The sequence below is a fragment of the Salmonirosea aquatica genome, assembly GCF_009296315.1.
Lineage (GTDB): Bacteria > Bacteroidota > Bacteroidia > Cytophagales > Spirosomataceae > Salmonirosea > Salmonirosea aquatica.
The window spans coordinates 3,810,564-3,823,200 of the sequence record NZ_WHLY01000002.1; the positions used below are offsets into that span (position 1 = coordinate 3,810,564).

Below are 12,637 nucleotides of genomic sequence, written 5' to 3' on the forward strand. Positions count from 1 at the left end.
ACCGGAATGTAGTATTTTCGCAATCAGGTTAACTTTGTTTACTTAATTCAGATTTACGCTCCGGCATGAAAGTGTTTTCAGTCCTTTTCTACCTGCTTTTATGTCTGGTGACCAGCGTTTTAGGTCAGGTCACGAATCCAAGGGACCTTGCCTCAATCGCGCCGGGAGTTCAGGCTGCTCTATCCCTGTACGACTCGGCCACCGTTGAATCGCAGCATTTGTATAATGGTCCGCAGTACTATATCTACGACAGCCCAGCCGACGATCACCAGTTTTACCTGTCCGAAAACTGGACAATGGGTTCAGTTTTCTACGATGGACAGTTGTTCCGCGATGTGCCGATATTGTATGATATCGTGAAAGATCAGCTCGTGGTTCGGTACAAGCAGAGTTTTGGAAACGTGGCCTTACAGAGCCCAAAAGTACGCTACTTCACAATACCGGAGCATACCTTTCTTAGGGTGGAGGCCGACACCGGACGAGTTGAAGGCCTGCGTACCGGCTTCTATGACCAACTCTATGATGGAAAAACAAAACTAGTGGCCCGTCGCACCAAGGAGCGGCAACAGGATCTTAGCGAAAGGAGAGTCATTATCAGGTTCCCGGAAAAAAACTTATTTTACCTTTATCAGGCAGGGACATACCATCCCGTCCATACCAAAAAATCAGTACTGGGCTATCTGGAAGACCAGAAAAGACCTTTGAAAAAATATTTGCGGGAGCAAAAGCTGAGCTTCCGTGAAAACCGGGAGGCCGCAATTCTGGGTCTTGCTACTTATTACGATGAACTGACCAAGCCATGAAAAAAATTTACGAGCTGATTGTTATACTGGCAGTGTGTTGGCTGGCGGGGTACCCGGCCATGGGGCAGAACAGGACGGAGCCGTTGATTAATGGTCAATTCAACGACGTCAAATTCAAGGATTTTGTAAAAACCATTGAGGGGCAGACGGACTATTACTTCTACTACGATGCCGCCAAACTCGATAATCTTCAGATCTATCTGCAGGTACAGAACCAACCCTTGCGCACGGTGCTGGCGCAGGTGTTCAAAGATACCGAGTACACCTACGCCATCGACTCTCAAAACCGGGTGTTTGTTACTAAAGGTACGGCCATTATTACTCAACTCCCTACCGAAGCCTCCAATCAGGAGGCCATTGCGTACGCGCCACCCGGTGATGAGCAGGAGAAATTACTGGCTACTGCGGAGAACAAACTATACGAAGTAGGCCCCCGGAAGGTCCGCGTTACTCCCGGCAATTCCACGGTATCAGGCTTTGTGCGAAACGCCGTTACGGGCGAGCCGGTCATCGGCGCGGCGGTATTCATCGATTCTCCCCAGATCGGCGTCACAACCGATGTGTTTGGCTATTATTCACTCAGCATTCCCCGGGGGCGTCAGCGTCTGAGAGTCAGAAGCATCGGTATGCGCGAAACTTTCCGACAAATCATGCTCTACTCCGACGGCAAGCTGGATATCGAGGTGCTTGAAAGCGTGACGGCTTTGAAAGAAGTAGCGATCAAAGCCGGGCAGGATGCCAATGTGGCGAGTTCGCAGATGGGACAGGTGAAACTTTCCATCAAAACGCTCAAACAGGTACCCACCGTCATGGGCGAAACCGACCTGTTACGTACCGTGATGACTTTGCCGGGTGTCAAATCCGTGGGTGAAAGCAGCGTGGGTTTGAACGTGCGCGGTGGCTCGGCCGACCAGAATCTAATTCTGTTCAATGACGCTACAGTGTACAATCCCTCGCACCTGTTCGGTTTCTTCTCGGCCTTTAATCCCGACATTCTGAAAGACGTGGAGTTGTACAAAAGCTCGATTCCGGCACGCCTGGGGGGACGATTGTCGTCGGTACTGGACATCAGCAGCCGTGATGGCAACAAGAAAAAATTCGTAGGCTCGGGCGGCATCGGGCTTATCACCGGCCGTCTGTCGCTGGAAGGGCCAATCGTCAAGGATAAATCATCCTTCATCATTGGTGGCCGCTCCACGTATTCCAACTGGTTGTTGAAGCGGCTGGATACGGGCGAGTACAACAAGAGTACGGCTTCTTTTTACGATGTGAATGCCCACATCAGCCACGAAATCAACGAAAAGAATAGCGTATATGTGACAGGGTACCTCAGCCGGGATCGTTTCCGTCTCTTCGGCGATACGATTTATGCTTATCAGAATCAGCTGGCTTCGCTCAAATGGAAACATACCTTCAATGCCAAGCTGTATGGTACCTTCACGGCTGCCTACACCAGCTACCAGTACGCCGTGGCCAGCATACAGGTACCCCTCAATGCCTTCGATCTCAAATTCGGGATAAAACAGGCTAGCGCGAAAGCCGAATTCAGTTATCTGCTCGATGCCCGGCACACGCTTGATTTTGGGCTGAGTACCATTCGCTACGGCCTCTCGCCCGGTACCTTCCAACCCCGGAGCAGCGAATCGCTGATTCTGCCCGACAAGCTGGAGGCGGAACAGGGCCAGGAAAGTGCCGTGTACATCGAAGACCGCTTCGAGGTGAATCCCAGGCTGCTCATTACGGCCGGGCTGCGGTTTTCGGTGTTCAATTATTTGGGCCCCAAAACCGTCAATCAGTATCTGCCGGGCCAGCCCATCGACAAGTTGTATGAGGCCGGTACGCAAAGCTACGCGGCGGGAAAATTCATCAAGACGTATGGCGGGCCTGAATACCGGATTTCGGTTCGTAGGATGCTGACGGGCGATTTGTCGTTGAAAGTGAGCTACAATACTCTGCGCCAGTACATTCACCTGCTTTCTAACACCATGGTTGCGTCGCCGACCGACATTTGGAAACTGAGTGACGGCTACATCAAACCCCAGTTGGGCGATCAGATCGCCGTAGGACTATACCGTAACCTGCGTGGCAATCAGATTGAACTATCTGTGGAGGGGTACTACAAGAATATCCGCAATTTCCTGGATTATAAGGGTGGCGACTCACTTATCATGAACCCCCGCATTGAGGCTGCGGTCATTAGCACGCGGGGCAAAGCGTACGGAATTGAATTGATGCTCAGAAAAATGACGGGAAAACTAAACGGTTGGGTAGGGTACACCTACTCGCGCTCGTTGCTGCGGGCGCTCGACCGTACCTCACCCGATGCGCCCAACGACGGTAACTATTATCCCAGCAATTACGACAAGCCCCACGATTTTACGGCTATCACCAACTACCGGCTCAGCCATCGGTTCAGCGTATCGTTCAATTTTACATACAGTACGGGACGGCCCTATACGCCCCCTATCGGCAAGTACACCATCGAAGGCGCACAACGGATTTATTACGCCGCCCGCAACCAGTACCGTATTCCGGACTATTATCGTGTCGATATGTCCATGAACATCGAGGGAAACCATAAGATCAAAAAACTGGCCCACAGTTCCTGGACGGTGGCCGTGTATAATTTGCTGGGACGCAAAAACCCCTCGTCGGTCTATTTCCAAACGCGGGGAGGCGTAGTGAATGGCTACAAACTCTCGATTTTCGGACAGCCGATTCCGACAATAACCTATAATTTTAGGTTTTAGGCAGGGAAAGAGGTATTGGGATTTACAGCCGGTACCTTGATTCATTCGGTCAATACTTTATCAACGATTCAGCAGAGCGGTGAGAAACAAAATACATTACATAGCGGTCCTGCTGGTGGCGGTCCTGGCGCTGAAGGCCTGCGTCGAGCCCTTCGCCCCCCCCGAGATCACCGGCGCCGAGCACTACCTGGTCGTCGACGGCTCGCTGAACACCACCCCCGGCGCCAGCAGCCAGATCAGGCTAAGCCGCACCCAGAACATCTACGAGAAGGGCGCCCCGCAGCCCGAATCGCGGGCCAAGCTCACTGTGGAGGGCGACAAGGGGAGTTCCTTTGCATTTGCCGAAGCCGTCCCGGGAGTGTATGATCTGGCGCCTACGACGTTCAGGGACAGCGAAAAGTACCGGCTGCGCATCAAAACCAGCGGCGGCAGAGAGTACCTGTCGGCCTACGTGCCGGTGGTGAGAAACCCGCCCATCGACAGCCTCACCTACAGGGTCAGGGGGGCGGGCGAGGGGGTGCAAATCTACGTCAACACGCACGACCCACAGGACAGGACGCGCTTCTACCGGTGGAGCTACGAGGAGACCTGGCAGTACTCCATGCCCCTGTACTCGGCTTACGAACTGGTGGGAAAAGAAGTCGTCTTCCGAAATCAGGATATCAACACGTGCTGGAGCAGCGCCAACCCCACCACGATCGTGCTGGGCACGTCGGTCAAGCTCAGTAAGGACATCATCCGCGACCAGGGGGTGACCTTCGTGCCCTCGGCCAGCGGCAAGCTCCAGTCGCGGTACAGCATTTTGGTGAGGCAGTACGCGCTGACGCAGCAGGAGTACGAGTACTGGAACGCGCTGTCGAAGACGACCGAGCGGACGGGCAGCCTGTTCGACCCGCAGCCGGCCGAGGTGACGGGCAACATCCGCTCGGTGGGTGACGCGGGGGAGCTGGTGTTCGGGTACTTCAGCGCCTCCAACCGCCAGGAGCAGCGCCTGTTCGTTACGGAGTACCTGGGCCGCCCCAATCCGGCCTGTGAGCCCACCGACACGCTGACCGCCCGCGAAATACTTGAATCGCTGGATCTGATTTTGACCGAATATTATTCCGAGGGTTCTTTTATCCCGCAATACATTATGGGAGCGGTGAACTGTACGGACTGTCGCCTGCGGGGAGGAACGATCCAAAAACCGCTTTTCTGGAAATGAGGTAGGAATACAACTCCCTGCCGGAAATTCAGTTTTGCTATTTTTTTATTTAAAGGTACCCAATCCTTCCGCGTTGAACGCATGAAAAAACGTATCAAAATCGAAATCGGGCAGGCTGTTTTGCTCATCATCCTACCCCTGCTTACGCTGGGACAAGGACAGCCACAGGAACGGATTCAAAAATCCTATTCCGACTATGTGAACCGGACCTTACAGGAAAAAATCTTTGTTCATCTGGATCGTCCGCTCTATGTAGTAGGTGAAACCCTGTGGTTCAAAGCCTACTGCGTAGAGGGTACCTCACACCATGCCCTCGATGTGAGCAAGGTAGGGTACCTGGATGTTCTGGATAAAGAAGGCAACCCGGTAGCCCAAACCAAAATAGCCCTGACTGACGGGCAGGGGGAAGGTAACCTGCTGCTGCCGGCTACGCTCTCCAGTGGTACCTACACGGTGCGTGGCTACACCAACTGGATGAAAAATTTTAGCCCGGACTACTACTTCGAAGCCCCCATTACGGTTCTCAATCCCTTTGTGGCCGGTATGTCCCAGCCGGTGGCCAGCCAGCAAACTCCCGCCTACGACGTACAGTTTTTTCCGGAGGGTGGGGCGCTGGTTGGTCAATTGGAAAACCGCGTGGCTTTCCGGGCAGTGGATTCTAACGGAAAGGGAATCGATTTCAAGGGTGCACTGATCGATCAACAAAATGATACCTTGCTACGCTTCCAGCCGGTGCGTTTCGGAATGGGTAGCTTTGTGTTCAAGCCTGCAGACGAGGGTAAGTATCGGGCTGTCATCCAGGATGCGGCGGGAAAAACGGCTACTTATCCGCTGCCTGCTGCCCAAAAACAAGGCTACGCCATACAGGTACAAGATTCTGGCGAACAAAAGCTAAAGATAACCGTACTCGCGAGGACGGGAAACAATGCTCCCGACGGACTATACCTGTTAGCCCATACCGGGCTGGGGGCTGCGCATACTGACAGGGGTACCTTGCAGAATGGAAAAGCTGAATTTTTAGTGGACAAAGGTACGCTGGGCGACGGCATCACCCACTTCACGATTTTCGACCAGAATGCGCGCCCCGTTGGTGAGCGGTTGTATTTCAAGCGGCCAGCCCGATCGGTGGAAATTACAGCCCTGCCGGACAAACGTGAGTACACGACCCGCGAAAAAGTCCACCTCGACCTGACCGCGCAGGTCACGGGAGCGGCACCTGTTACCCTTTCCACATCGGTCTTTTTACTCGACTCCTTACCCGTTTCCGACCAGCCTACCATCGATAGCTACCTGTTGCTTACCTCCGATTTGAAAGGAACGGTAGAATCGCCGGCATCCTATTTTCGGCAAACAGACGCTAAAGCCGCCGAAGCGCTGGATCTGGTGATGCTCACGCACGGATGGAGCCGGTTCCGCTGGGAAGAAATGGATACCCCCCCAAGCCGATGTACCTGCCAGAACACGGGGGACATTTTATCAAGGGAAAAGTACTCAATATACTGACCGGACAACCCGCTGCGAATGTCAGTACCTTCTTGGCCGCTCCCAGCCTGCATGCCAAACTGTTTGTGGCCCAAAGCGACTCGCTGGGAAATATCCGGTTCGAGATCAACAAAATGTTCGATAATCAGGATATCATTGTACAGACCGATAGCCGGCACGATAGTACCCACCGGGTCGAGATCAGCAGTCCGTACTCCGACCAGGTTTCGGCACGACGATGGCCACAGTACGCGTTACGTCGCGAAAATGCGGACCAACTGCTGACACGCAGCATCAATATGCAGACCCTCAATGCCTTTACTACTCGGCCACCCATCGCTTCCATGGCGGTGGGTGTGGATAGCCTGGCTTTCTTTGGCCAACCCGACGAAAAATATTTCCTGGATGCCTTCACCCGATTTCCTACCATGGAGGAAGTAATGCGTGAGTATGTGCCGGGGGTGTTTGTACGGCGGCAGCAGGGCAAGTTCCATTTTCGGGTAGTCGACAACATCACTCCGCAGGGCATTTTTAAGGACGACCCGCTCATTCTGCTCGATGGGGTACCCGTATTCGACACGGACAAAATCATGGCATTCGATCCCCTGAAAGTAAAGAAACTGGAAGTAGTGGATGGCTTGTATTACCTGGGCCACCGCTCGTTCTCCGGGATTGTCAGCTATACTACTTACAAGGGCGATTTGGCCGGCTTCGAGCTCGACCCGCGCGCACTGGTATTTTCCTACCAGTTTGCCCAATCCAAAAAAGAATTCTACGCCCCGCGTTATGACGCCACTAACCGTGACAGCCGTCTGCCCGATTTTCGCAATCTGCTCCATTGGTCACCTACCCTCACCACCGACGCGCAGGGTAAAACCAGCCTCGACTTTTATACCTCCGACCAGACAGGTACCTATCGGATAGTGGTGCAGGGCATTACTTCCGATGGCACGGTGGGGAGTAAGGAAACTACATTCGAGGTAAAGCCGGGGGTGAGGCAGTAGGCGAGGATAGAAACTGTGAGACAATAAGCATGGGAAGAAAATGAAGAATACTGTTTCAAATCGTATATATAAAGGCTCTAATAATCAATAGTTTGGCAGAATAGTGAGAAACAAAATACATTACATAGCGGTCCTGCTGGTGGCGGTCCTGGCGCTGAAGGCCTGCGTCGAGCCCTTCGCCCCCCCGAGATCACCGACGCCGAGCACTACCTGGTCGTCGACGGCTCGCTGAACACCACCCCCGGCGCCGGCAGCCAGATCAAGCTAAGCCGCACCCAGAACATCTACGAGAAGGGTGGCCCCCAGCCCGAATCACGCGCCAAGCTCACTGTGGAGGGCGACAAGGGAAGTTCCTTTGCATTTGCCGAAGCCGTCCCGGGAGTGTATGATCTGGCACCTACGACGTTCAGGGACAGCGAAAAGTACCGGCTGCGCATCAGGACCAGCGGCGGCAGGGAGTACCTGTCGGCCTACGTGCCGGTGGTGAAAAACCCGCCCATCGACAGCCTCACCTACAGGGTCAGGGGGGCGGGCGAGGGGGTGCAAATCTACGTCAACACGCACGACCCACAGGACAGGACGCGCTTCTACCGGTGGAGCTACGAGGAGACCTGGCAGTACTCCATGCCCCTGTACTCGGTCTACGAACTGGTGGGAAAAGATGTGGTTTACCGCGAACAGAGCATCAACACGTGCTGGAGCAGCGCCAGCCCCACCACGATCGTGCTGGGCACGTCGGTCAAGCTCAGTAAGGACATCATCCGCGACCAGGGGGTGACCTTCGTGCCCTCGGCCAGCGGCAAGCTCCAGTCGCGGTACAGCATTTTGGTGAGGCAGTACGCGCTGACGCAGCAGGAGTACGAGTACTGGAACGCGCTGTCGAAGACGACCGAGCGGACGGGCAGCCTGTTCGACCCGCAGCCGGCCGAGGTGACGGGCAACATCCGCTCGGTGGGTGATGCGGGGGAGCTGGTGTTCGGGTACTTCAGCGCCTCCAACCGCCAGGAGCAGCGCCTGTTCGTTACGGAGTACCTGGGTCGCCCCAATCCGGCCTGTGAGCCCACCGACACGCTGACTGCCCGCGAAATACTTGAATCGCCCGATCTTATCCTGTCGGAATACTACGAAGGAAATTCCCCGGTACCTCTGTACATCATGGGTACCCCTACCTGCAGCGATTGCCGTCTACGGGGCGGAACCAACCAGATGCCCTCTTTTTGGAAGTAGATGAGCGCCTGTATATTCAATTTTTTTCGCAATTCGTCCGAAGGTATATATCAGATTGAGGTTTGACTATTTTCCACGATGAACCTGCTGCCGGAGCGCAGGATCAGCTATCCTTTCACAACCTTTTCAATATCGATGCTATATATCTGCCGCCCGAGCTTCTCGTGGGTGGAGTCGAAAAAGACACGAGTACCCTGCTGGTTGATGCGCGGATGCAGGTCACAGCGAAACTCGCCCTTATACTGCGGCGGCGACAGAAACTTGCCTAATACCACCCGACGGTCAGTGGGAATGTGGTAGAGATAGAGCGTCTGGAGACGGTTAGCGTCAGGGTAGGTATCGTTCAGGACCCATTTATTGTTGGTGTGGGGTACGTAGGTGTTGTGGCCGTTGACGGGCATGGCCTCGGCACCAATGTGTACACAATTTTGGGTTTTGTCTTCCATCAGCCAGAAACCCCACTCCTTGCCGATGGGCTTGGTCCAGCCGAGGATGTGCCGGGGGCCGTCCCAGATGATGTGGGACGTGTTGCCGGAAGGGTCGATGACGTAGCGGTTTTGGCCTGTTTCGGTGTCCATCGTCACCATGCGGGTGATAAAATCCGTGGTAGGTACCCCGTCTTGCTCCTGTACCTTGTGCCGCCAACGGTTGAGAAACAGCATCCGTTTATTATCAGGACTGATCAGCAGGTGGTTGAACCAGTGCCAGTAATCGGTGACAGATTCGCCCAGATGGGGTAGGGCGGCCATTTCGGCCAGCGACACCAGCAGATTACTCTTTCCCGTTTTTAGATTAATCCTATAAATCCCGATTTCCGCCGGAGCTTTCTCCTTCTCGTAGGGATCGGGCCGACCTGCGTACCCGTAACCGGGCCGCAGGTTCTGAATACGGTTGAACTCGGTGCCTACCGCAAATTCGCCGTTGGGCGCCAGGGCATAGATGGGTTTTGGCAGAAGGCGCTCCCGACCAGTCTTGATATTGACAATGCGGCTTCCCCAGGTAGTTCCCCAGCCGTCAGGGCTGACGGTATCGTTCCAGATCACCTCCTCGTTGGAGCCGGGCAACCATTGTAACATACAGCCCTGCTGCCAGCCCCAGGTATTCGAGGTACCTAGCTTGCGCCACTTGTTGTTATCCTGCAAATCGATCAGGCCAATCTCGATCGTATCTTTCGCTTCGGGGGTACGGCCCTCGAAAGGTACCCGCATGCCCAGGGCATAGCGGCCGGTAGGGTCGATCTGCCATTTGTCGTAGTAGCCAAACCAATGGAAATGCTCACCATCCGTAATTCGCTCGACCGGAAATTCAGCGGCAGGTACAAACCAATTTTGCGAAAAGGAGGCCAGCCCTATGCCACCAGCTACACTGCTTCGGATAAAATCACGACGATCCATTATTCAGATATGAGATAAGAATTATGAGATATGAGAGTTTGGCGATTGCAAAAAACCTTGTCCGTTTTATAGGGTACCCCACCACAAAAAAGCACGGGTACCCGCTGCTGGGGTACCCGTGCTATAAGGATTCGGAGTTGAAAAATTACTTGTTTCCGCCTTGTGGCCTTCCACCGCCCGCGGCTGGAGCGGCTTGCTGTGCTCCATTATTATCGCCACCACCATCGCCTTTCAGGTCGTCGTTGTTGACGCTCTTGCGGCGGCGACGCGGTTGCTGATCGTCGAAGCTCATTTTACCCAGCTTGTAAGAGAAGTTTACCCGGAAGCCCCGGTTATACAGGTTGTTGACGTTGGTCTGGGTGAAGGTAGGTGTCTTGAGAATGGTTTCCTGACGGAACGATTTCTGCAGGAAGTTTTCCATGCCCAGACCCACGCTGCCGCGTTTGTTGCTGAAATCTTTCTTTACTCCCAAGCTGTACATACGGAATCCCGTCTGGGTACCTTGTAGCTGCACATCGCGGCCCCGCATGAAGCCGAAGCCCTGGAAGCCCCAGCCATTTTTGAAGGTCAGGTTGGTGAACACCCGGCCCGACACCACCACGCCCGAATTGCTGGTGCCCAGCGCGGCGTTGCTGGAGTTGTTGGACAGGTAGGCATAATAGCCGTCGAAGCCACCGCCCAGTTGCCAGATCGAGAACAGCGTGACGTTCCCGAACAGGTTCATACCGTAGTTCTGCTTTTGCCCGATGTTGCCGTAGCTTGTCGTAATTACACCACGCTCGTCGGTGGTACGTACACTCTCGATGGAGTTGTTGGTATTACGGCCGAAAACTGACATGTTGAGGTACACTGACTTCTTGAACCAGCTCGTACTGGCCTCGAACTGATCGGTCAGTTCGGGCGACAGATTGGGGTTACCCACCGTGATGTTTTGGGGATTGGAGGCGTTGATGTTGGGGTTCAAAAACTGAATGCCGGGACGCTGCAAACGGCGGTTGTACGCCAGCTTGATCGTGCGTCCGCCTTTCAGCGTTTTGGAGATATTCACACTCGGTACCAGGTTGCCATAGTTAGGAATGGCCAGTTTGCCTTCGCCCTGCGTGGCGTCGATAGTGGTGTACTCATAACGGCTCCCTACCTTGAACGTATATTTGTTCTTGGTCGAGTAAGTATAGGAGAGGTAGGTAGCGGCAACGTTCTGGCCGTAGTCGAGGCTGTTGGCCTGCCGGGGCTGGGTCACGTTGCTGTAGTAGGTGAAATCACTGTTCACCTCACGGAAAATACCTTTACCCCCAAATTCGATAAGCTGGTTTTTCTTGATGGGGGAGGTGTAGTCGAGCTGCACGGTGCTTTCCTGATTGAAGCTGCCGTTGCGGTTGCCTTCCTGGCCCAGCAAGGTGGATGAAGTGGCAGAGTCGAACAGATCGGCGTCGAAATTGTTCGTGCGGTTATTGCGGCTGAACTGCGTCAGAATACTGAATTCCTGTTGCGGTTTTTTCAGCTGACGTGTGTAGTCCACGTTTACATCCACCGTTCCGGACAAATCTTTCACGTTCACATCCCGGAAGGAAGTGGTAGCGGGGGTATTGCCGAATGAATTCCGGGTCGAGATACCCTGCGTATTTTTCGAATTGCGGGTACCGTACCGGACACTGGCCGTAATGAACGACTTGTCCGTGATATCATAGTCCCAGCCCAGGTTATACGAACCAAATGAGTAGTTGTTGCGCGAGTCGGTGCTCTGACGTACCGAGAAGGGAATCCCGTTTTTGGTACCTTCCTGAATGTTTTCTCCTTTCCCGATCACGTTGTAGCCGATCCGGCCGAAGCCGCCCAGGTTGAAGCCCATCTTGCCCGTGCGGTAGCTACCCCGCAGACCTAGATTGGCACCCCGGTTGCCGACGCCCGTATCAAAGTTGAGCGTGGCGCCCTGTAAAGTGTTCTTCTTGGTAATGATGTTGATGATTCCGGCGGTACCCTCGGCGTCGTACTTGGCCGAAGGCGAAGTGATTACCTCCACGGACTTGATCATGTCGGCAGGAATCTGCTTCAGGGCGTCGGCCACGCTGGTGGCCAGGATTGTAGAGGGCTTGTTGTTGATCAGCACTTTCACGTTGGAGCTACCCCGCAACGACACGTTACCGTCCAGATCCACGCTCAGCATAGGTACCTTGCGCATTACTTCGGTGGCGTCGCCGCCCCGGCTGGCGATGTCTTTTTCGGCATTATAGACCAGTCGGTCCACACGTTCTTCAATGAGTTCGGTTTGGCCTGTCACAGTCACGGCGTCAAGCTGCACTACGTCAGGTACCAGCACCACATTGTCCAATTCTAGGTTTGTGCGGTGGCCAATAGTAATATTGGGTATCTGCTTGCCTTTGTAGCCAATAAAAGAAATTAATAACTTGTAGTCGCCATCGGCAATATTCTTGATGGTGAATTTGCCCTTGTCGTCGGTGGTGGTACCATCCACGGGCTGATTGGTTTTGATTTCGACGAGGGAGATGGAGGCGAATTCAACGGGCTGCTTGGATACGGAGTCGATGAGAGTACCGCTGATTTTGCCGTTGCCCCGGGCCGAATTATCGACTGTACCGGGAATGGCCGTGGTCTCGGGCTGGGGACGACCGCCTCCCGTAGGAAACTGGGCGAACGCCGAAGCACCCAGACCCAAGGTTAAAAATGTGATTAGTGTGCAAATCTTATTCATGGCGATTATGCTAACGGGTAAAAATGGAAAAAATAGAAAAATACAAAAGATGATTCGTTCGGG

At 54.0% G+C, this 12,637-nt stretch carries 8 protein-coding genes; 6 read left to right on the plus strand and 2 right to left on the minus strand.

The window, feature by feature from the left end; genetic code table 11:
- The first annotated feature begins 65 nt into the window (after positions 1 to 65).
- The 6 genes from GBK04_RS16875 to GBK04_RS16900 all read left to right on the plus strand — a co-directional run bounded on the left by GBK04_RS16875 (position 66) and on the right by GBK04_RS16900 (position 8,470).
- A complete protein-coding gene (locus tag GBK04_RS16875; protein WP_152761651.1) occupies positions 66 to 803 on the plus strand; it encodes a hypothetical protein in 738 nt (245 codons plus the stop codon).
- Positions 800 to 3,553, plus strand: coding sequence for a TonB-dependent receptor (locus tag GBK04_RS16880; RefSeq protein ID WP_152761653.1), 2,754 nt, complete (start codon positions 800 to 802; stop codon positions 3,551 to 3,553). Before GBK04_RS16875 ends, GBK04_RS16880 begins: the two co-directional genes overlap by 4 nt.
- A gap of 115 nt (positions 3,554 to 3,668) precedes the next feature.
- On the plus strand, positions 3,669 to 4,757 hold the full coding sequence (locus GBK04_RS16885; protein WP_373331462.1) for a DUF4249 domain-containing protein: 1,089 nt from the start codon (positions 3,669 to 3,671) through the stop codon (positions 4,755 to 4,757).
- Positions 4,758 to 4,838: 81 nt separating this feature from the next.
- Positions 4,839 to 6,260 carry a hypothetical protein gene (locus tag GBK04_RS16890; protein ID WP_152761657.1) on the plus strand — a complete coding sequence of 474 codons (1,422 nt, stop codon included), beginning with the start codon at positions 4,839 to 4,841 and terminating at the stop codon, positions 6,258 to 6,260.
- Positions 6,203 to 7,243: a hypothetical protein gene (locus tag GBK04_RS16895; RefSeq protein ID WP_152761659.1), complete on the plus strand. Its 1,041-nt coding sequence runs from the start codon at positions 6,203 to 6,205 to the stop codon at positions 7,241 to 7,243. The genes GBK04_RS16890 and GBK04_RS16895 overlap by 58 nt, the downstream gene beginning before the upstream one ends.
- 189 nt (positions 7,244 to 7,432) lie before the next feature.
- Positions 7,433 to 8,470 carry a DUF4249 domain-containing protein gene (locus GBK04_RS16900; RefSeq protein WP_373331463.1) on the plus strand — a complete coding sequence of 346 codons (1,038 nt, stop codon included), beginning with the start codon at positions 7,433 to 7,435 and terminating at the stop codon, positions 8,468 to 8,470.
- A 107-nt stretch (positions 8,471 to 8,577) separates the two neighbouring features.
- On the opposite strand, the gene GBK04_RS16905 is transcribed toward GBK04_RS16900, so the two are convergent.
- Both GBK04_RS16905 and GBK04_RS16910 read right to left on the minus strand, forming a co-directional pair.
- The gene (locus GBK04_RS16905; RefSeq protein WP_152761663.1) at positions 8,578 to 9,864 is read right to left on the minus strand and encodes a hypothetical protein; all 1,287 of its coding nucleotides are present in this window, start codon (positions 9,862 to 9,864) and stop codon (positions 8,578 to 8,580) included.
- A 145-nt stretch (positions 9,865 to 10,009) separates the two neighbouring features.
- Positions 10,010 to 12,574, minus strand: a complete 2,565-nt coding sequence (locus tag GBK04_RS16910; protein WP_152761665.1) for a TonB-dependent receptor — start codon at positions 12,572 to 12,574, stop codon at positions 10,010 to 10,012.
- Positions 12,575 to 12,637: the final 63 nt, after the last annotated feature.

Excerpts from the sequence above, each read along its gene's own strand:
- GBK04_RS16875 (WP_152761651.1), top strand. The coding sequence starts at position 66 with ATGAAAGTGTTTTCAGTCCTTTTCTACCTGCTTTTATGTCTGGTGACC.
- GBK04_RS16880 (WP_152761653.1), top strand. The coding sequence starts at position 800 with ATGAAAAAAATTTACGAGCTGATTGTTATACTGGCAGTGTGTTGGCTG.
- GBK04_RS16890 (WP_152761657.1), top strand. The coding sequence starts at position 4,839 with ATGAAAAAACGTATCAAAATCGAAATCGGGCAGGCTGTTTTGCTCATC.
- GBK04_RS16895 (WP_152761659.1), top strand. The coding sequence starts at position 6,203 with ATGTACCTGCCAGAACACGGGGGACATTTTATCAAGGGAAAAGTACTC.
- GBK04_RS16905 (WP_152761663.1), bottom strand. The coding sequence starts at position 9,864 with ATGGATCGTCGTGATTTTATCCGAAGCAGTGTAGCTGGTGGCATAGGG.
- GBK04_RS16910 (WP_152761665.1), bottom strand. The coding sequence starts at position 12,574 with ATGAATAAGATTTGCACACTAATCACATTTTTAACCTTGGGTCTGGGT.